This is a genomic window from Hymenobacter terrestris (assembly GCF_013377905.1).
Lineage (GTDB): Bacteria > Bacteroidota > Bacteroidia > Cytophagales > Hymenobacteraceae > Hymenobacter > Hymenobacter terrestris.
Window position 1 is genome coordinate 20,194 of record NZ_JABKAV010000031.1, and the last position, 18,908, is coordinate 39,101.

General features: G+C 60.0%; 17 protein-coding genes and 1 tRNA gene. 12 read left to right on the forward strand and 6 right to left on the reverse strand.

Annotation, left to right across the window (positions count from 1 at the left end):
* Positions 1-139 precede the first annotated feature (139 nt).
* The gene (locus HW556_RS11400) at positions 140-589 is read left to right on the forward strand and encodes a hypothetical protein (protein ID WP_176900162.1); all 450 of its coding nucleotides are present in this window, start codon (positions 140-142) and stop codon (positions 587-589) included.
* A 74-nt stretch (positions 590-663) separates the two neighbouring features.
* On the opposite strand, the gene HW556_RS11405 is transcribed toward HW556_RS11400, so the two are convergent.
* Entirely contained in the window at positions 664-2,097 is a 1,434-nt protein-coding gene (locus HW556_RS11405; RefSeq protein WP_176900164.1) for a DEAD/DEAH box helicase, read from the reverse strand.
* Positions 2,098-2,259: 162 nt separating this feature from the next.
* Between HW556_RS11405 and HW556_RS11410 the strand changes: the two genes are divergently transcribed.
* The 3 genes from HW556_RS11410 (at position 2,260) to HW556_RS11420 (ending at position 4,001) form a co-directional block, all read left to right on the forward strand.
* Positions 2,260-2,333: transfer RNA gene (locus HW556_RS11410), tRNA-His, on the forward strand.
* A gap of 160 nt (positions 2,334-2,493) precedes the next feature.
* On the forward strand, positions 2,494-3,441 hold the full coding sequence (locus HW556_RS11415; RefSeq protein WP_176900166.1) for a PfkB family carbohydrate kinase: 948 nt from the start codon (positions 2,494-2,496) through the stop codon (positions 3,439-3,441).
* Positions 3,442-3,695: 254 nt separating this feature from the next.
* Entirely contained in the window at positions 3,696-4,001 is a 306-nt protein-coding gene (locus HW556_RS11420) for a hypothetical protein (protein ID WP_176900167.1), read from the forward strand.
* Between the two features lie 105 nt (positions 4,002-4,106).
* On the opposite strand, the gene HW556_RS11425 is transcribed toward HW556_RS11420, so the two are convergent.
* Together HW556_RS11425 and HW556_RS11430 are read right to left on the reverse strand one after the other, a co-directional pair.
* Positions 4,107-4,994, reverse strand: a complete 888-nt coding sequence (locus HW556_RS11425) for a hypothetical protein (RefSeq protein ID WP_176900169.1) — start codon at positions 4,992-4,994, stop codon at positions 4,107-4,109.
* A gap of 292 nt (positions 4,995-5,286) precedes the next feature.
* Positions 5,287-7,038: a M61 family metallopeptidase gene (locus HW556_RS11430; protein WP_176900171.1), complete on the reverse strand. Its 1,752-nt coding sequence runs from the start codon at positions 7,036-7,038 to the stop codon at positions 5,287-5,289.
* A gap of 272 nt (positions 7,039-7,310) precedes the next feature.
* Between HW556_RS11430 and rpmH the strand changes: the two genes are divergently transcribed.
* The 3 genes from rpmH to HW556_RS11445 all read left to right on the forward strand — a co-directional run bounded on the left by rpmH (position 7,311) and on the right by HW556_RS11445 (position 9,735).
* On the forward strand, positions 7,311-7,469 hold the full coding sequence (gene rpmH, locus HW556_RS11435) for a 50S ribosomal protein L34 (RefSeq protein WP_092743544.1): 159 nt from the start codon (positions 7,311-7,313) through the stop codon (positions 7,467-7,469).
* Between the two features lie 55 nt (positions 7,470-7,524).
* Entirely contained in the window at positions 7,525-7,941 is a 417-nt protein-coding gene (locus HW556_RS11440; protein WP_176900173.1) for a ribonuclease P protein component, read from the forward strand.
* A gap of 75 nt (positions 7,942-8,016) precedes the next feature.
* On the forward strand, positions 8,017-9,735 hold the full coding sequence (locus tag HW556_RS11445) for a S41 family peptidase (RefSeq protein ID WP_176900175.1): 1,719 nt from the start codon (positions 8,017-8,019) through the stop codon (positions 9,733-9,735).
* 112 nt (positions 9,736-9,847) lie between these two features.
* Here HW556_RS11445 and HW556_RS11450 read toward each other — a convergent pair whose 3' ends face one another.
* A complete protein-coding gene (locus HW556_RS11450) occupies positions 9,848-10,651 on the reverse strand; it encodes a DUF1223 domain-containing protein (RefSeq protein ID WP_176900177.1) in 804 nt (267 codons plus the stop codon).
* A gap of 141 nt (positions 10,652-10,792) precedes the next feature.
* On the reverse strand, positions 10,793-11,704 hold the full coding sequence (locus HW556_RS11455; RefSeq protein ID WP_176900179.1) for a carbon-nitrogen hydrolase family protein: 912 nt from the start codon (positions 11,702-11,704) through the stop codon (positions 10,793-10,795).
* 87 nt (positions 11,705-11,791) lie between these two features.
* Here HW556_RS11455 and tsaB point away from each other — a divergent pair, with 87 nt between their 5' ends.
* Positions 11,792-12,490, forward strand: a complete 699-nt coding sequence (tsaB, locus tag HW556_RS11460; protein WP_176900180.1) for a tRNA (adenosine(37)-N6)-threonylcarbamoyltransferase complex dimerization subunit type 1 TsaB — start codon at positions 11,792-11,794, stop codon at positions 12,488-12,490.
* A 72-nt stretch (positions 12,491-12,562) separates the two neighbouring features.
* Entirely contained in the window at positions 12,563-13,081 is a 519-nt protein-coding gene (locus tag HW556_RS11465) for a DUF2480 family protein (protein WP_176900181.1), read from the forward strand.
* A 118-nt stretch (positions 13,082-13,199) separates the two neighbouring features.
* On the opposite strand, the gene HW556_RS11470 is transcribed toward HW556_RS11465, so the two are convergent.
* Positions 13,200-14,375, reverse strand: a complete 1,176-nt coding sequence (locus HW556_RS11470) for a DUF5694 domain-containing protein (protein WP_176900182.1) — start codon at positions 14,373-14,375, stop codon at positions 13,200-13,202.
* A 167-nt stretch (positions 14,376-14,542) separates the two neighbouring features.
* Between HW556_RS11470 and HW556_RS11475 the strand changes: the two genes are divergently transcribed.
* The 3 genes from HW556_RS11475 to HW556_RS11485 all read left to right on the forward strand — a co-directional run bounded on the left by HW556_RS11475 (position 14,543) and on the right by HW556_RS11485 (position 18,616).
* Complete coding sequence (locus tag HW556_RS11475; protein ID WP_176900184.1) at positions 14,543-15,853, forward strand: APC family permease; 1,311 nt, start codon at positions 14,543-14,545, stop codon at positions 15,851-15,853.
* Positions 15,854-15,873: 20 nt separating this feature from the next.
* Positions 15,874-17,088, forward strand: a complete 1,215-nt coding sequence (locus tag HW556_RS11480) for a hypothetical protein (protein WP_176900186.1) — start codon at positions 15,874-15,876, stop codon at positions 17,086-17,088.
* A 241-nt stretch (positions 17,089-17,329) separates the two neighbouring features.
* Entirely contained in the window at positions 17,330-18,616 is a 1,287-nt protein-coding gene (locus HW556_RS11485) for a serine hydrolase (RefSeq protein WP_176900187.1), read from the forward strand.
* Positions 18,617-18,908: the final 292 nt, after the last annotated feature.

Genomic DNA, 18,908 nt, shown 5'->3' on the forward strand with positions numbered 1-18,908 from the left:
CGCTCTTGTATCTGGTTGATTAAAAAATCATTTGCAGCTGGATGGCGTTCTGCACCCCAACGCCCCTTCATGCGGTACCCCATTCACTTTCAATCCCGAAGCTAACAGCCAACAGCTGCCAGCTAATAGCTCCACCAACTTGCTTCCAGTCCTGCTGAAGTACGCCGCCGTTTTTGCTTTCGGCATGTTCAAGTTCGTTGGCGCGCCGATTACGGGCGTGGCGGCGGGCCTGCCGGTGACCGTTACCTGGGGCCTCACGGTGGCGGGTATGATGACGACGGTCATCCTGATTTCGGGCGTGGGGAAGGCTTGGGCACTGCACATGCGGCGGCGAAGGATCGAGAAGGGCAAACCGCTGTTCAGTCGCCGCACCCGCACCATTGTGCGCATCTACCGCCGCTTCGGCATGACGGGCATTGCCTTTCTGACGCCGATTCTGTTCAGCCCCATCGGCGGCACCGTCATTGCCACCCAACTGCACGTGCCACGCTGGCGCATCTTGCTGCATATGTCTTGGAGTGCCGTGCTATGGGGTTTTGCTCTTACCATGCTGGTCGTGCGCTTCAGCCACCTGCCTATTTTTCGGTAGCAGAGCAAAAAAGAACGTCATTCAGAGCATGCTCTGAATGACGTTCTTTTTTAGCTGAACTCCCATATCCCTAGTTACCGCCGCTTGCGTTTGTTTTCGACGCGGCCCTTGGCGGCGTTAAGGGCTTTGGCACCGGGGGAGGAGCCGCGGCCTTTGCCAGGGCTCACCTTGCTGCCTTTTTGGCTGCGGGTGGGCTGGGCCACATACTCGCGGCCCGTACGCTTATCGATGGTCACGCCGGGCTTCAGCCACTCCTGCCGCTCATGGAAAGCCCCTTTGAACGTGGGGTCTTCGCGCTGACGGCGCTCATCCTTTTCGCGGTCCATTTCCTGCTGCTCCTCAAACGAGGTGGGTACTACCTTCACCTCGGGTGGTAGCGGCAACAGCGGAATGGGCTGGCGAATCAGCTCCTCGATGCGCTGCATGTGGTGCATTTCGGCCTCGTTGGCAAACGTAATGGCAGCGCCGGTGTGCTGGGCCCGGCCGGTACGACCGATGCGGTGCACGTAGTCGTCGTAAATCAGCGGCACATCGAAGTTGATAACGTGGCTCACCTTGGGCACATCAATGCCGCGCGACGCTACATCGGTGGCCACCAGAAAGCGCACCTGGCCGGCCTTAAAGCCTTCCATGGCATTGATGCGGGTGTTCTGCCCCTTGTTGCCGTGAATAGCCCGCACCTCGCCGTGGCCTTTGCGCGCCAGGAAGCTGGCCACGTTCTCGGCGTTGGCCTTTGAGCGGGTGAAAATCATCACCCGGTGGAAGGTGTCCCAATCGAGAAAGAGGTACTCGAGTAGGTTGATTTTTGTAATGAGGTTAGGCACCTCGTAGAGGCTCTGGGTCACGTTCTGGGCCGAGGTAGCGGCCGGCGTTACCTCCACCCGCACCGGAAACTCCAGAAACTCCTCGCTTAGCGTGGTTACCTTATCGGGCATAGTGGCCGAGAACAGCACGTTCTGGCGCTTGCGCGGAATAACTTCCAGCAGCCGCCGGATCTGGGGCATAAAGCCCATATCCATCATCTTATCGGCCTCGTCGAGCACCAGCGTTTTCAGCTCTTTGAGCACCAGCGAGCCTTTCAGGTACAGCTCCATCAGGCGGCCGGGCGTGGCGATGAGGATGTCGACGCCCTTGGCAATGGTTTCAATCTGGGTTTTGGGTCCCAGGCCACCGTAGATGGCGAAAATGCGCAAATCGGTGTGGATGGCCAGCTTCTGCAGGTGCTTTTCCAGCTGCATGGCCAACTCCCGGGTAGGCGCCATAATTAGTGCCCGCGGGTGGTCGCCTTGGGCATATTTCACCTTCATGAGCAGTGGCAGGCCGAAAGCGGCCGTTTTGCCAGTGCCCGTCTGGGCAATGCCCAGCACGTCGTGTCCGGCCAGCAGCAGCGGAATGGTCTGCACCTGCACGGGCGTCGGCTCCGTGAAGCCGGCCTCGGCCACGGCCGTCAGCAGCTGCTTGTTAAGCTTAAAATCGGCAAAGGAAACGGGCGCGGGCGAATCAGACATGGTACGGGTTGTAAGCTGCAAAGGTACGGTTTTGAGGCCCGCTAGCTTCGTTGTTGTTCGCGATGCTCAGAAGAAAGGGGAGAGGAATGGACAAAAAAAGTGCGCGAAACCTTTGGCAATCCGCCGCAGTACGCTACTTTTGTGGCATCAACACCCAACACGGTAGATATAGCTCAGCTGGTTAGAGCGTCGGATTGTGATTCCGAAGGTCGTGGGTTCGAGCCCCATTATTTACCCATCCTGAAAAAAGGCCTCTCCGCTCTGGTAGAGGCCTTTTTTCTTTGCCGCCACGGGTCCCGTCGGGTCCTTTGCGGCCGTTGACGGGACAATTTCGGCCCGCTGGCTGTTGCCTGCCAGTGTAACTTCACCTATGAACCCTTTTTTCTCTTCTGCTCTATGAGTCTGGTAATTATCGGCACGGTGGCCTTCGACGCCCTGGAAACTCCCTTTGGCAAAACCGACAAAATCGTGGGTGGCGCGGCTACCTATATCGGCCTTTCGGCCTCGTACTCGGTGAAGCCGGTGAAAATCGTGGCCGTAGTCGGCGACGATTTCCCGCAGTCGGATATCCTGTTGCTCCAGGAGCACGGTGTCGATACCGAAGGCCTGCAGATCAAGGAAGGCGAGAAGTCGTTCTTCTGGTCGGGTAAATATTCCAACGACCTGAACTCGCGCGAAACCCTGGTGACCGAGCTCAACGTGCTGGCCGATTTCGACCCGGTGCTGCCCGATTCTTACCAGGATTGCAAGTACCTGATGCTGGGCAACCTCTCGCCCCAGGTGCAGCGCCTTGTCATTCAGCGCCTCGTCAACCGTCCCAAGCTCATCGTGATGGACACGATGAACTTCTGGATGGATATTGCCCTAGAAGAACTGAAAACAACCATTGAGATGGTTGACGTACTCAGTATCAACGACGAAGAGGCCCGCCAGCTTTCGGGCGAGCACTCGCTGGTGAAAGCAGCCAAGGTGATTATGGCCATGGGCCCGAAGTACCTTATTATCAAGAAGGGTGAGCACGGCGCGCTGCTCTTCCACCGCAAGGGCAATACCAACCACGTGTTCTACGCCCCGGCCCTGCCGCTGGAGGACGTATTCGACCCAACCGGCGCCGGCGATACTTTCGCGGGTGGCTTCATCGGCCACTTGGCCGCCACCGACGATATCAGCTTCGAAAACATGAAGCGCGCCGTGGTGCACGGCTCGGCAATGGCCTCGTTCTGCGTCGAGAAGTTCGGTACCGAGCGCCTGCTCAACCTGACAAACGAGGAAATTGAGGCCCGCGAGCAGCTCTTTGCCGACCTCGTGGCCGTACAGCCCGCTGTGGCTGTATCGCAGGACTAATAGTCGTTGCGGCTTATCGTAATTGAAGCGTCGCGTTGGCCAGCTGGCCGGCGCGACGCTTTTTTTGTGGCCCGAATGTTAAGGTCGGGGCATACAACCTTTCGGGCCGCGAAGGGGTAAATAGTAGGGTAGCGAATGTGAAAGCGTACGAAATGCGTTTGGTTTAGCTGATTAATAGCCCCGCGCATTTCCCCGTCTCACGCATTCGTTGCAGCATAGCAAGACCTTCTTTTCACTCGTAAAATCCTATAGTCATGAGCAAGGACACGCAGTACAAAGAGAACCCCGAGGTACCGAATCTGCAAAACCCCGATGGTAGCGGTGAAAACACGCACCCCGCCAATACCGACAGCAACAATTCGGTAGTGCAGAACCCGAGCCGCAACTCCATCACCCAGGATGGCAACCCCACCAAGGGCAACACGGCTGGTGGCAACCTCAACGAAACCACGCAGGCTCCTTACAACAAGCCCCGTAGCAATCCGCAGAACAACAAGCCTGCCTCCGTTGACGGCAACGCCAAAGCCGGCAAAGGCAGCGACAACAGCAAGGACCACTAGCTTTTGAGTCGTTAGCTAACGGGCAAATAATAGGTCAAGATGCTTAAAGAGAAGGCCCCGTACTTAGCCAAGTGCGGGGCCTTCTTCGTCTTCTCGGCTTACAGTTTAAGGAAGAACCTGCAGCCGGACTACCCGCGTGTCTACGTCGCCTTTGTCGAAGAAATCCTGCTCGAAAAGGATGGTGCGGTTGTCGAGCCAGCGCGGTTGGGTGCAGCCCCACTCGGTTTGCCGTTCCCAAAGCAAGCGCGGGGCGGCTTCATCGAGGCTCCAGAGCTGCAGGCCGCTGGGCTCGAAACGGGCCAGCACATCGGAGTTGCCGCACACGAAATGACGGCCATCGGGGGCAATAACGGGCGCGGCCATCAGCTGCGTGCGGCGACCGGTGCGCTGATCGACGAGCATAAAGTAGCCGCCTTCGTAAAGATGCACCGACAGCAGCCACTGCCGGATTTCGGGCAGATCCGCCACATACTCATAGGCAATATGGCTCTCGTCATCGACGGGCTTGTTGGCCAGCCGTAGCTCGGGGGCTTTACCGGGTCGCAGGTGCAGGGTGCGGCCAGCGCGCACTACGCGTGGACCGACCTTAGCCAGTCGCCGCCGCTCTTCGGCCGTGAAATCCAGAAAAGAGTCCTCTTCTTCCTCAGATGATACTGGCTTAGTTACCACCCAGGCCGGGCTGCTCAGCTGCTCATATACCGGGCGGGCAGCAGGGTAAATGCGCAAAACTCGCCCCGACATCTGCACCAGTGTATCGAGCCGCTCGAGCCGATAGATACGGGGTGGCGTAGGGGCCGGGGCCAGCTGTGCCAGCACCGGAACATTCGGACGGGCTTTCTCCGCCGGCTGCATCCGCAACGAACAGGCCGGCAACGCCAGTGCCAGGGGCAGGGCAGCGGCGGCGGTACGAAACCGGAACATGACGGGCAGGGTCGAGGTGATTCGGAAGACGCGGCGCTGTCGGGCGGACAGGAAGCGGAGGGACAGGAACAAGCTACTAAAGTGCCTAAAAGCCGGCGGCGCGGGGCGGGAGCCTCGCAGACAAAACTGAATTTCACCAGCCAGGCAGAATTCGTTCTGCAAAGGTACCAAAACCACCCGCTCGTTATGCATGGTACAGCCGGAAATCATGCGGATAACCCCAACATTTTCAATGCCTGCCTAGCCTAATCTGTTCCATTAGGCAAACAGCCGGACCGGGCAGGCAACTTAGCTATACACAACGCTGGTTACGTTCTGGCAACTACGCCGCAACCTAGGTTGCATAAGGCCATACGCGCAGATTTCAGGAGTTGGATGGGAGCTGAAAATCCTGCTTGAGCCACTGCCGAAAACTTGCCTGCTGCTCGGGCGTGGCTGTGGTCAGTTTTTCTACCGTAAACTTTTGCCAGAAACGGTGTCCCGCGTTGGCTTGCACTTCTACCGTCAGCAGCCGGTGCTGGCGGAACACGGTCAGCTCGTGGCGGTCGGCGCCGTCGGCGAGCAGGGTTTGCAGGTTCTGGGCCACGCGGCGGCCATTTACGGCTACTATTTCGTCGTCCACGGTCAGGGCCAGGGCGGCGGGCGCATCGGGCAGAATGTTGGTTACCTCGGTGCGGCCCTCGCGCAGCACGGCCTGGAAGCCGTAAGTGCCCTCGGCAGCCGAAACGTTTTCCTCCGTCAGCAGCCGGCAGCCCACAAAGCCCAGCACCCGGTTCAGCGGCTCTTCGAGCGGGGCCGTGCCATAGATGAACTTGTCGAAATAAGCCTGCATACTGCGCCCGGCAACCTCAGTTACCACCCGCTGGTAGTCTTCCTCGGTGTAGCCCGTGCCGGTCTGCCCAAACTCGGTCCAGAGCTGGCGCATCACGTCGTCGAGGCTTTTCTGGTGGCCCGAAAGCTGACGTAGGGTTAAATCGAGAAGCAAAGCCGCCAACGCGCCTTTGTGGTACACCGACACCTTGCGGTCGGGCACACCGGGCTTGTAGCCGTCGAGCCAGAGGTCCATGCTGGCATCGGCCACCGAGAGGTGGTAGCGGCCGTAGTCGTCGTAGTGCTTGCGCAACACCCCGTTCAGTTCTTGGAAATACTGCGCGGCCGAAAACACGCCGGCGCGGGCCAGCAGGTAGTCGCCATAGTACGTAGTGAGGCCCTCGGCCACGAAACAAGTGCGGAAGTAGTTTTCGCGGCTGAAATCGTAGGGCTGCAGCTCAATGGGCCGGATGCTCTTAATGTTCCAGACGTGGAACAGCTCGTGGCTGCTCACGCCCAACAGCTCCTTGTACAGCCCGTCGCTCATCAGCAGCTCGCCCGGCCCGAGCGTAATTACCGTCGAATTCAGATGCTCGACGCCGTGGTAGTGGGGGTAGGGCAGAATCTCGTTCAGGAAATGGAAATCCTGGGCCGGAAAGCCGCCGAACAGCTGCAGCTGCTCCTCGCTGAAGGCCCTGAAGTCGCGTACCAGCCGCGCCCAGTCAACCGGGCACTCGCCCTGAATCCAGATATAGAACGGGATACCCTGCACCTCATAGTTACGGTACTGTAGCGTGGGACTGGCAATCAGGGGAGAATCGGCGAGGTGGTCAAAGCTCTGGGCTTCGAGGAGCCGGGGGCCGCGCTGGGGAAGTCCGCAGGCAATCTGCCAGTCGTCGGGGATGTCGAGCAGTAGCTGGCAGGTTTCGTTCTGCCGGCCTTCTATGTACATAAAGGCCTGCACGGGGTTCAGGTACAGCTGACTCTCATCGAGCCAGGAGCCGCCGGCATCCATCTGGTGGGCGTAGAAGTTGTAGCGCACCCGCACCATCCGGCCCGCCGCGCCGCTCAGCCGCCACCGGTCCTTGGTGATTTTGCGGGCCTCCAGCGCCTCCCCCGACGCGGCATCTTCCAGCACCACATGCTGCAGCTTCTGGGCAAAGTTCTGCAGTTCGTAGCGCCCCGGCCGCCACGCTGGCAGCTGTAGCTCCAGTGGCTCAGTGGCCTCGGCGGGCACCTCAAACGTCATCTGAACCTGGAGGTAAGCGGTAAGCGGATTATCGAAAGAAACGTGGTAGTGCAGCATAAAGGAGGATTTGGAAAGGCTAAACGAAGGTAGGGGCTGGTTGTTCGGGGGACGAGTTGGATACTATAGAATATCATACTTCGACTCCGGCTTGTGCCTGCGCTCAGCATGACATTCACTTGCAGTAACCGGCTGTTCTCTGCAACCCATTTGCCGTTCTCTGATAAATCTGACCAGCAACCCGCACCAAAACTTGCCCGGCAACTTGTCTTTTTAAAATCAGTGCGCTACCTTTGCCCGCCCTAGTTGTAACTGAGTCAATCACCAATACCATGAAACGTACTTTTCAGCCCTCGCAGCGCAAGCGCCGCAACAAGCACGGGTTTCGCTCGCGCATGGAAACCGTTAACGGCCGCAATGTAATTGCTCGCCGCCGGGCCAAAGGCCGCAAGCGCCTGACCGTATCTGACGAAGGCCGTCATAAGCGGTAAGCTGCGCCTACGGGCCACTACGCCGCTGTTTCCGTTGCTGAATCATCTCGTTTCAATGCCGGATTCGCGCTCTTATTCGTTTCCGAAAGAAGAACATCTGTGCCGAAAAAAGCTCATTGAAGAGCTTTTCGGCCGGGGTTCTTCTTTTGGTTTATACCCCCTGCGGCTGGTGTGGCTGGCCGCGCCCGAACCCACTACGGCCCCGCCGCAGGTGCTGGTGAGCGTGAGCAAGCGCAACTTCAAACGGGCCGTCGACCGCAATTATCTCAAGCGGCTGATGCGTGAGGCCTGGCGCCTCAATAAATACCGGCTCGTGGAAGCCGAAGGCGGGCACCGGGTGGCTCAACTAGCCATTATTTACACTGGCAAGGAAATAAAGCCCTTGACGCTGCTCGAAAAAAAGCTAAATTCAGGGCTGGAGCGTTTACTGACAGATGCCGGTGCAACCCCCGGTGTCGGCAGCGGTTCCTAATGTAACCGACGCGCAACGGGCCAACCGGAACAATCCGGCAGTGCCGCATCGTTGTGTTGTTATTCAGCCCCTTCTATGCGCAAAAAGTCTATTCTGGCGGCCACTTTTCTGGGTGGAGCCGCCCTGCTCGTATCCTTCCGGCCAGCCGATAACGAGCGATATTTCGAAATTGCCAAGAACCTCGATATTTTCGCCACCCTGTTTAAGGAGGTGAATACCTACTATGTGGACGAGGTGCCGCCGGCCAAGCTGGTGAAAACGGGCATCGACGCTATGCTCAAGTCGCTAGACCCCTACACCAATTACATCGCCGAGGACGATATCGAGGACTTCCGCACCATGACGACCGGACAGTACGGCGGCATTGGGGCGGTGGTAAGCAAGCGCAACGGCAAAACCGTGGTACAGGCTGCCTACGAAGGTTATCCGGCTCAGAAAGCCGGCCTGCTGCCTGGCGACGAAATTCTGAATATCAACGGGGTAGTAGTCGAGAAGAAGTCGAACGCCGATGTGAGCAAGCTGCTGAAAGGCCAGGCCAACTCGGTGGTGAAGCTGCTCGTGACCCGCTTCGGCCAGGAGGCACCGGTGGAAATCAACATCACCCGCGACAAAATTCAGGTCGATAACGTGCCTTACTACGGTATGCTGACGCCCGAAATCGGCTACTTCCAGCTCAGCGGCTTTACCGTGGATGCGGGCAAGGAAGTGCGGCTGGCCGTTACCAAGCTCAAGGAGCAGGGCGCTAAAAAGCTGATTTTCGACATTCGCGACAACCCGGGTGGCCTGCTCAATGAAGCCGTGAATATCTCCAACCTGTTTGTGGACAAGGGCCGCGACATTGTGAGCACCAAGGGCAAAGTAGCCGACTGGAACAAGACCTACAAGGCCCTTGATACACCCTTGGATACCCAAATTCCGATAGTGATTATCACGAGCAACCGCTCGGCTTCGGCCTCGGAAATCGTTTCGGGTGTGCTGCAGGATTACGACCGGGCCGTGCTGGTGGGGGAGCGTACGTTTGGCAAAGGACTGGTGCAGGCTACCCGGCCGCTGAGCTACAACTCGCAGCTGAAGGTAACGACCGCCAAGTACTACATTCCGAGCGGGCGCTGCATTCAGGAAATCGACTACACCCACCGCGCCGACGACGGCACGCTGGGCAAAGTACCCGATTCGTTGCGTACGGCCTTTAAAACCCAGGCCGGCCGCGCCGTGTACGACGGAGGCGGCGTGGCCCCCGACGTGGCGGTGCAGGAGCGCGAAATTGCCGACATTACGCGGGTACTGCTCCAGAAAAGCTACCTCTTCGACTATGCTACCCGCTACCGCGCCCAGCACCCGAGCATTACGGCGGCCCGGCAGTTCAAGCTTACCGATGCCGATTACCAACAGTTCGTCGACTACCTAAAGGGCAAGGACGTCAGCTACGAAACCGAAACGGAAAAGGCCCTCACCAGCCTTACCAAGAGGCTTAAGGCCGAAAAGCATTACGACGACGTGAAAACGGAGCTGGAAGCCACGCGCCGCAAAGTCACGACCAACAAGGCCAACGACCTAACGCGCTTCAAGCCGGAAATCCGGGAGCTGCTGGAGCAGGAAATCGTGTCGCGTTACTACTTTCAGAAGGGCAGCATCGAGGCCACCTTCGACGACGACCCTAACATTCTGACGGCCCTGAGCGTGCTCAACGACCAGCCTCGTTACGCCGCCCTGCTGCGCACCGGCACCGAAGAAGCCAAAACCCGCCCCGAAGCCAAGCGCAACGTGAGTGGGAATGGAAGCGGGGGGCGGTAAGCTCACATAACGTCCTTTTGACTTTCTAAACAGTTTCTAATTACCCAAAAAAGCAGCCGCAAGTCGCGGCTGCTTTTTTAATTGATCGGTTTGACTGCTCGCAGGATTTCCTTTATTGTCGAACAGTAACTCCCGCTCCCAACGGCAGTGCCGCTACGCCCACGATGCGGTGGGAGGCCTTTTCCTGCACCAATACTACGGCCCGCAGGTTCTGCGTTTTCCAGCTGGAGTTGAGCTGCAACGGCGCAGTAGTGGTAAACGTGAAGTCGGCGGCCGGGGAGCCCAAGGGGCGCAGGAACCGGACCACAGCAGCGTGGTGCAGCAGCCGGCCCGCGTTTTCGCCCCGGCCCACTTGGCTGGAAAGACCGGTTTCGGTGAGAGCTAGTAGCACCTCGGTAGCAGCGGTGCCGGCGGGCAGGCTACTGACGCTGACGGCGAGCGTGCCAGCGGCAGGACGGCTGAGCGCCACGGTGGCACGCGGGGCCCGGGCGGCGCGGGCAATGGCTTCTACTAGCCTGGCGCGCTGGCTGCCCACGAACTCGTAACGGCCGTTTACCACGGCCTGAGGCGTGTAGGAGCCGGTGCCGAAATCCGCGGCGTAGTCGCGCTGGCGGCTAGTGAATTGCGCCGAAGAAAACGAATCCTTCCAGCCCAACCGGTTCCAGTAGTCCACGTGCTCGCCCAGGGCAATAACCTCCACACCGGGCACCGATTGGGCTATTTCCAGCTCCCGCAGCGCCGCATCAGCGGCCGGGCAGCTGGAGCAGCCCTCCGACGTAAACAGCTCCACGACTACTGGCACCCGGATTGTGGTATAGGCAGTGGCCAGCAGTCCGGGAGCGGGGTGGGAGCCTATGAGCAGCGCGGCGGTGGCCAGCGGGAGCACGGGAGTTAGTAAAAGCAACGCGCGTTTCATAAGCGAGGAAAATGGGGAAATAACCCGCCGCATAGGTGCCAAGGTGCCCGGCGGCTTGGTGAGGATTCGGGCATACCTCCAACCAACGCCGGCCGACAAGGAGTGGTTCTTGGGCCAACGCCGGCCCGCTTCAGCAGGCCTCTAAAGCGGCCCGAACACGTCGGGGCGGGCGTAATGGCCGGTTACGTCGAGGGCCATTTGCTCCTCTCGAATGCGGGTCAGGTCAATTTCGGCGGTCAGGATGATTTCCTCATCGAAGACGGGTCCGGCCAGGATGGTGCCATCGGGGCCGATGATGGCGCTGCCGCCGCGCAGTAGCAGGGCATTGGGGTCGGCTTGTAATTCCAGCAGGGGCTCTAGCTCGGCCGGCAGGTCGCGCACTGCCATCAGGGCCCCGGCGGCTATTACGAAGCAGCGGCCTTCGAAGGCGTAGTGGCGGCTGGCTACCAGGTTCATTTCCTTGACGTGGGGCCACGCGGCTATATGTACGTCCTCACCCGATTCGTGCAGGCGTTGGCGGGCCGGCGGCATCCAGTGTTCCCAGCAAATCAGCCCGCCCATGCGGCCCAGCGGCGTGGCAGTGGCTTGCAGACTTTGCCCGTCGCCCTGGCCCCAGATGAGGCGTTCGGTATAGGTGGGCATCAGCTTGCGGTGCATATGCAGCAAAGTCCCGTCGTCGCCGAATAGCAGCATGGTGTTGTAGAGCGTGCCCCGGCCCGGCCCGACTTCCACTCGCTCGTGCACGCTCATGTTCAGGACTACGCCGTGGGCGCGGGCCGCCGCCCCCAGGGCCTCGGTAACGGGGCCGGGCACTACCACACTGTTTTCGGCTAGGCGGCGGTACACCTGCTTCACGGCTGGCGAATCCCAACGGTTCACGTCGCGGCAGGAGTCGAGCCAGGCGGGGTAGCCGGGCAGCCAGGTTTCAGGAAACACCACCAGTTTCGCGCCCTGGGCAGCGGCCTGGGCAATCAGGGTTTCGGCTTTGGCCAGCGAGGCAGGCAGGTTGAGATAAATGGGGGCAGCCTGCACGGCCGCAACGGTGAAGCGCATAATGGAACGGGTTAAAAGTAGCTCCAAGGTACGCGCCGGCGGGTGGGCCCGCCGCACCGCCAGCTTGCCGGGCCGTACCTTTGCGCTATGTCTTCGCTGCTGCTGTCTTTAGAAACCTCGTCACCCGTCTGCTCGGTGGCCGTTCACCATCTCGAAACCGGCCGGCTGCTGGGGCACTCCGAGCTACGGCTCGAAAAATCGCACTCCTCGCACTTAAGCTTACTTATCAGCCAACTGCTGGAAAATACGCTTCACTCTTTGGCCGATGTGGCAGCGGTGGCCGTGTCCGACGGGCCCGGCTCCTACACCGGCCTGCGCATTGGGGCCGCCGCGGCCAAGGGGCTCTGCTACGCGCTCGATGTGCCGCTGCTGGCCGTGGGCACATTGCCCGCGCTGGCCCGGCAGGTAGCGGGCCGCACCGCCCGACCCGAGCAGTACCATTACTGCCCCATGATTGACGCCCGCCGCCTCGAAGTATACGCCGCCCTCTACCGGGCTGATGGTACTGAAGTGCTGCCCCCCGCGCCCCTGCTACTCGACGAAACCACGCTGGCCGAACAAATGACTGGCCAGCCGGTGTTATTCTTTGGCAGTGGGGCCGCCAAGTTCCAGCCGCTAGTAGCCGACCAGCCCCATGCTGTATTCCTGGCTGGTATAGAACCTTCGGCCGTGGCCGTAGGGGAGCTTGCCCGGGAGGCCTATCAGCGTCAGGAGTTCCGCGACGTCGCCTACTACGAGCCGTTTTACCTCAAGGAAGTGTACACAACAACACCAAAAGCGAAGTGAAAAAAGAGCGGTGAGTGCAGTTTAAAAGCGTTGAGCATCACCTTTCTTATTTCTCCTTTCGCACCTCTACTTATGGAAGAATTTATCAACCGGGTCGCGCAAAGCGCCCTCGTTACGCTCAACCTCGAAGAGTTCATCCACCCCGGCGAACGGGTGGTATACGACATCAAGGATAACCTGTTCCAAGGCCTGATGCTGCGCGAAAAGGACTTCCGCGCCTTTGTGAAGGACCACGACTGGAGCCAGTACGACGGCCAGAACGTGGCCGTTATCTGCTCGGCCGATGCCATTGTGCCCACCTGGGCCTACATGGTGCTGGCCGGCAAGCTGCAGGGTCACGCCCACCGCTACGTGTTCGGCGACCTGGCCGCGCTGGAGCAGGACTTGTTCCACGAGGCCATCCTCGCCATCGATGCCGAGCAATACCGCGACGCCAAGCTGGTTATAAAAGGCTGCGGCGAGAAGCCCGTGCCCACCTACGCCTACGTGGCCATTATGCAGAAACTGCTGTCTGTGGCCAGCAGCATCATGTACGGCGAGCCGTGCAGCACCGTTCCGCTCTATAAGCGCCCCAAAGTAGCCTCTGTTTAGCTGCTGGCTGACGTTCTGCGGGGTTGTTTTTTCAAGCATCACTTCCCACAAAAAGGTCCCGCAATGCAAATTGCGGGACCTTTTTGTGGGAAGTGACCTCTACTGATAATCGTTTTTCCTACTCACTGCAATCTGCCGGCTTGGCGTCGAGCATAACCGGTACGGAAACCACTTCCACGTCGGTGAAAGTGCGCAGGTAGGCTTCGATGAACGATTTGTGGGCCGCGCCGACAATCAGAAGCGCCCGGCCGCCGGCGATGGGCGCCGTGGCCTCGCGGATGGCTACAGCCATGCGCAGGTTTTGGGCTTCCCAGGCGGCTACGCGCTGCCGACCCACACGGCCCATCTTGTCACTGCGGAGCATGGCCAGCCATTGGGCTTCAGCATCCAGTTCGGCAAAGCGCGACGAGTTCCGCCACCTCATGACGGGCAGCACCTGGGCCGCCGTCCGCAGCTTCATGGTATCCTCAGGAATCGACTGGAAGGCGGGGGTTCGGTGATTGAATGAGTCGACCATTCCCGGCTCGGCAACAATGGCCGCATTCATGGCGGCATTGTCTGGCAGGGCCACGTCGCTCAGATGGTCGCCGGCGCCGTAGACGCGCTCCAGGCCTAAGTCGGCCGCCAACCGTACTCCAATGGAGGATATTTCGCTTCGTGCCTTGGCAAAAGCATTAAGTTGCGTGACCAGCTTGGGCGCGATGCCGTCGGTGGCTGTGCGCTCTGCCGGAGCCAAGCGTACCCACTGCACGGCAGCAGAAAACGGCTCGGCGGCGGCTACAAACAGGTGAGCCAGCTGCCGGCGCTGCCCCTCGGTGAGGTTGGGCTGACTGCTAAGTGCATTGGCCTGCACCAGCGCCTGGGCCGCCGTAAGCTTGAGGTCGGCCTGCGCCGTTTTGGCCATTTGCAGCGTCGGGCCGCCGTACTTGCCAGCATCGCCGTGGTAGGCGGCATAGGCCTCCAAGCCCATTATCTGTTCACCCGACATGGCTTCGGTCAGAATAACATCGGGCTTATACGCCCGCAGACGGCACAAAACAGGTTCCAACCACGCCACCTGAAAAGCCGGGGGAGCGGTATCAAGATGCTCCAGCCCGAACACCATTACCTGGGTGGGTGGGAGGGCGAATTGCCGCCTGGTGGCCGCCGGGTCGAGGCGGTACTCGCTCGTTGCGGGGGCGCGCTTAGCCGCATCGGTCCCCGGCTTGCCGGTCTTGCAGGCGGGCAGGGCGAGTAGTAAGCCTGCCAATAGCGCGTACATAGCGGGAGGCGCACAGTTGACAATGGAAAGCATAGGGCACGAAATATAAAGTGGCGTTTGATAAACCGGCCGGGCCGCATCGAAAACTAAAGATGCTCAGGAAACAGTAAAAGCAATATTGCTGGCAAGCGCTGCCTGTAGAGGTAGGCTGGGCGGGCTTGGGTTGAATTCCGCATCTTTGGCCCGCCAACTGCCCCTGCATGAGCCAACCCCATACTCCCACGTACAAAATCAGTGTCCTGACGGGCGTGTCGATAGTGGTGGCCAACATGGTGGGTACCGGCGTTTTTACCAGCCTCGGGTTTCAGGTGCTCGACATCCAAAGCGGGTTTGCGCTGCTGATGCTGTGGGTGGTGGGCGGCATTATTGCCCTGTGCGGGGCGCTGAGCTACGGCGAACTGGCAGCCGCCCTGCCCCGGTCGGGCGGGGAGTACCACTATCTGTCGAAGATTTACCACCCGGCACTGGGGTTTCTGTCGGGCTGGGTGTCGGCCACGGTAGGCTTTGCGGCCCCCACCGCCGCTGCTGCGCTGGCTTTGGAGCAGTACGCCGCCAGCGTATGGCCCGGCCTGCCGCCCAAGCTGCTGGCCGTGAGCGTCGTGTTACTACTTACGTTGGTGCACGGCATCAGCAGCCGCGTCGGCAGCCGCCTGCAGGTAGCGGTAACTGCCCTAAAAGTGGTCGTGCTAGTTGGGTTTATTGGCGTGGGGTTGTTGGTAGCCACTCCCCAGTCGCTGGCCTTCGTGCCTCAAGGTCCGGCCGACTGGAGCCTCCTGCTGAGCCCGGCCTTCGCCGTATCGCTCATCTTCGTTTCGTATGCCTACTCGGGCTGGAACGCGGCCGTGTACCTAACCGGCGAAATCGACCAGCCCCAACGCAACCTGCCCCGGATTTTGCTGACCGGCACCACGCTGGTACTGGTGCTCTATGTGGCCCTGAACTTTATTTTCCTGTATTCCACGCCCATCAGTGCCCTCAAAGGGCAGGTGGAGGTGGGCTTCGTGGCGGCTACCAGCCTGTTCGGGCCCGGCGGCGGCCGGCTCATGGGCGGGCTGATTGCGGCTTTGCTCGTATCCACCATCAGTTCCATGATTTTCGCCGGCCCCCGCATTGTGCAGGTAATGGGCGAAGACTTGCCGGCGCTACGGTTTCTGGCCAAACGCAGCGCGGCCGGCGTGCCAGTGCGGGCGCTGCTGTTTCAGCTGGCTCTCACGCTGCTGTTCGTCTTCAAGTCGTCGTTTGCGCAGGTGGTGGTGTACGCGGGCTTCATCCTGACCCTGTTTACTTTCCTGACGGTGCTGGGCCTGTTTGTGCTTCGGCTGCGGCAGCCGGAGCTGGTACGGCCCTACCGCGCCTGGGGCTACCCGCTCACGCCACTGCTGTTTCTGCTGCTCAACGGCTGGACGCTCTGGTACATCGCCCGCGACAAACCCACCGAAACCCTCTACGGCCTCGCCACCCTGGTAGCCGGCCTGCTGGTGTATGGCCTTAGCCGGCTGCGGAAAAACTAACAAATTCTCAACATCTATATATGATGCGCTTTTCAACAGCTCAACGCCTGCTGCCGGTCCTGCTGCTGCTGGCAGCCTGTAACGAACCATCTACCATTAAAACCGAGCAGCCCGCCACACCCCCAGTCGCTGCGCCCGATACTGCCGTAGCCGTGGCACCAGCCAAGCCCACCGTGCCCGATACCGCGGCCATCCACAACGTGGCCGCTTACCTTGCCGGTCTGCCCGTAAGCCGCGGTAGCGACCTGCAACAGCTAACGGCTCAGCCCGCCTGGCAAGCTTACGCTGCTGACGCCAACAAGAGCTGGACCCAATATCACGCCTCGCGCACAGCCAAAATAGAGGCTTGGGCCGCCACCGAGCTGGATACGGTCAGGGCGGCCAGCCCCACTATTTTCTATCCCTTCAGCGGCCCCGACCTGCTGAACGTGACCACCATGTTCCCCGGCAGTCAGACCTACGTACTGCTGGGCCTGGAGCCCGTGGGCACCGTGCCCAGCCGCGTCAACCTCGAAAACAGCAAGCTTTTCCCGGCCCTCAAAGAGTCGTTGTGGTCGATACTAAGCTTCAGCTTCTTCCGTACCAACTCAATGGCCGTAAACCTTAAATCGGTAGAGCTGGACGGGGCTCTGCCGCTGATGCTGCTCTTCGCCGCCCGCACCAACCACCAAGTGGAGGCCGTGCGCTACGTGCAGCTGCTGCCCGACGGCCAGCTCGCTGAGGCCGATTCGGCCCTTATCCGCAAGCCCGGCCCAAAAGCAGTGCCCGGCGTCGAGCTGAAACTCCGCTCCGCCAGCGGCCAGTCCAAAACGGTGCAGTACTTCTCGGCCGATATCAGCGACTGGAAGCTGGGCCAGACTCAGGAGGCGGCCCTCAAATACGTGCGCACCCTGGGCCCGCTGACCACCTACGTGAAGTCGGCTACTTACCTGATGCATAAAACCTACTTCAGCAAGGTTCGCAACCTGGTGCTGGAGCGCAGCAACTACGTGCTGCAGGACGATTCGGGCATTGCCATGAAGTACTTCCAGCCCACCGACTGGCAGCTGACCTACTACGGCACCTACAAGCGCCCCATCAACCTGTTCGCCAAGCAGTATCAGCCCGAAATGACGGCTGCCTACGCCGACGAGGACAATCCGCCCCGACCGCTGCCCTTTGGTACCGGCTACAACTGGCGCGAAAACGACTCCAACCTGCTGCTAGCTCGCCGCGCCAGCCCCGTAGCCGAGTAGGAGGCAGGCAGCATAGAAATACCAGCGCCGGGTTCCAGCAGGAGTCCGGCGCTTTATTGTGTATAGGATAAGGAGGAGTTTCCTGCCCTTTTGATGGGTATATTCCTGCCGTTGCCAAGCCAGCAGAGTCCCACCTTATATATAGGTGCGCCAAGTCGGGGAAAGCAACGGTCACGCTTTGGATCTTGCAGCGCAGTACTTTAATAGGAGAGGGGAACAGTTTTTGCCGACCTTTAAGTATATGATGCGCCCTCTTGCCCTGCTCGCGTGCGGCTTCCTCTGCACCCTCTTGTCTTATTCAGGTCCGGCTGCGGTGCCAAGCAGCCCCGCCCGTCCCGACAGCCCATTACTTGATAGCCTGCTACGCGCCGATGCTCGCCTGCTGCCTGTGGTGGAGCGGGCCGAGGAGTACGAGCTGCAGATTATCTACACCCAAATCAACCGCGACGCCCAGCAGCAGCCCACTTTCGTCGAGCACACGTATCGGCTCGATGCCAGCCAGTACTTCAACCCGGCCAGCCTTGTGAAGCTGCCTACCGTGGCCCTAGCACTCGAAAAGCTTAATCGCCTACACCAGCCCGGCCTCAACCGCCGCTCGCCCATGCGTACCGGCACCGACTTTCGCTGCCAGACGCCCGCGCCCTACGTAGCCACCGCCGATTCTGACCGTGTGAATACCGTCGGTAATTATGCCAAGCGCATGCTGCTCGTCAGCGACAACCAAGCCTATAACCGGCTCTACGAGTTCCTGGGCCAGCGCCCGCTCAACCAGCGACTGGCCGAGTTGGGCTACCCCGAAACCCGCATCGTGCGCCGCTTCGCTCCCTGCGATACCGCCGCCAACCGCCACACCAACCCTATAGAGTTCCGCAACCCGGCCACCGGCCAGATTAGCTACCAGCAGCCCGCCGCCGTCAACCCCCGCCTATTCGATTCCCCGTTGGGCCGCATTAAGAAAGGCCGCGCCCACCAGGCCGGCGGCCGCATCGTGCCCGGCCCCTACGATTTCACTACGGCCAACTACCTGCCGTTACAATCAATAACCAGCATGCTCCGGGCCCTGCTCTTCCCTGCAGCCTCGCTCGCCAACCAGCGTTTCCAACTCACTCCCGACGATTACAGCTTCCTGCGCTACTACCTGCACCATACGCCCCACGGCTCCGGTTACTCCCTCTACCGGCCCGCCCGCTTCTTCGACGCCTACAAGAAGTACCTCCACTACGGCCGCAAACCTACCTCTACCACCGATTCCGGCCTGCGCATCTATAATATAGTAGGCATGTCCCACGGCTACTTGTCCGATGTGGCCTACTTTGCTGATTCCACCAACCAGTCGGAATTCATGCTCAGCGCCGTGCTCTACGTGAACAAAAACGGCATTATCAACGACGGCACCTACGAATACGAAACAGTGGGCCTTCCTTTTCTAGCCGCATTGGGTCAGCAAATCCGCCATTATGAAGCCACCCGCAATAGGTCTAGCGCCTATCTACCGGCTGCATTATCGCAATCAGAAACTATCCGCTGAAGCTGCTTCCGAAAAGAAAGTGCCTGACGCAGTGGGTCGAAGGGGGGCTTAAACGAGTATTTTACCCTCCGGGTTTGCGTAATCCGGCGTAATCCCCCACTTTTGCATCCCCAACCGGAACGCGGTCGGGGTTGGTTCTTCCTCGGGAAAGCCGCTTGAAAATAAGTTACCCTGCGGGGTTGCGCAAGTCGGAAAGGTTTAGCTACTTTTGCAGCCCGCTTCCACCGGAAGCGCTTTCATCCTCGCTAGTCGAGTTGTCTGAAAAGGCCGCATACGCTAGCAGGAAGGCTGA

Bases quoted from the DNA above. Each gene is read 5' to 3' on its own strand.
- tsaB (WP_176900180.1), top strand. From the start codon at position 11,792: ATGTCTTCGCTGCTGCTGTCTTTAGAAACCTCGTCACCCGTCTGCTCG.
- HW556_RS11415 (WP_176900166.1), top strand. From the start codon at position 2,494: ATGAGTCTGGTAATTATCGGCACGGTGGCCTTCGACGCCCTGGAAACT.
- HW556_RS11465 (WP_176900181.1), top strand. From the start codon at position 12,563: ATGGAAGAATTTATCAACCGGGTCGCGCAAAGCGCCCTCGTTACGCTC.
- HW556_RS11450 (WP_176900177.1), bottom strand. From the start codon at position 10,651: ATGAAACGCGCGTTGCTTTTACTAACTCCCGTGCTCCCGCTGGCCACC.
- HW556_RS11455 (WP_176900179.1), bottom strand. From the start codon at position 11,704: ATGCGCTTCACCGTTGCGGCCGTGCAGGCTGCCCCCATTTATCTCAAC.
- HW556_RS11445 (WP_176900175.1), top strand. From the start codon at position 8,017: ATGCGCAAAAAGTCTATTCTGGCGGCCACTTTTCTGGGTGGAGCCGCC.
- HW556_RS11480 (WP_176900186.1), top strand. From the start codon at position 15,874: ATGATGCGCTTTTCAACAGCTCAACGCCTGCTGCCGGTCCTGCTGCTG.
- HW556_RS11470 (WP_176900182.1), bottom strand. From the start codon at position 14,375: ATGCTTTCCATTGTCAACTGTGCGCCTCCCGCTATGTACGCGCTATTG.
- HW556_RS11420 (WP_176900167.1), top strand. From the start codon at position 3,696: ATGAGCAAGGACACGCAGTACAAAGAGAACCCCGAGGTACCGAATCTG.
- rpmH (WP_092743544.1), top strand. From the start codon at position 7,311: ATGAAACGTACTTTTCAGCCCTCGCAGCGCAAGCGCCGCAACAAGCAC.
- HW556_RS11440 (WP_176900173.1), top strand. From the start codon at position 7,525: ATGCCGGATTCGCGCTCTTATTCGTTTCCGAAAGAAGAACATCTGTGC.
- HW556_RS11405 (WP_176900164.1), bottom strand. From the start codon at position 2,097: ATGTCTGATTCGCCCGCGCCCGTTTCCTTTGCCGATTTTAAGCTTAAC.
- HW556_RS11430 (WP_176900171.1), bottom strand. From the start codon at position 7,038: ATGCTGCACTACCACGTTTCTTTCGATAATCCGCTTACCGCTTACCTC.
- HW556_RS11485 (WP_176900187.1), top strand. From the start codon at position 17,330: ATGATGCGCCCTCTTGCCCTGCTCGCGTGCGGCTTCCTCTGCACCCTC.
- HW556_RS11475 (WP_176900184.1), top strand. From the start codon at position 14,543: ATGAGCCAACCCCATACTCCCACGTACAAAATCAGTGTCCTGACGGGC.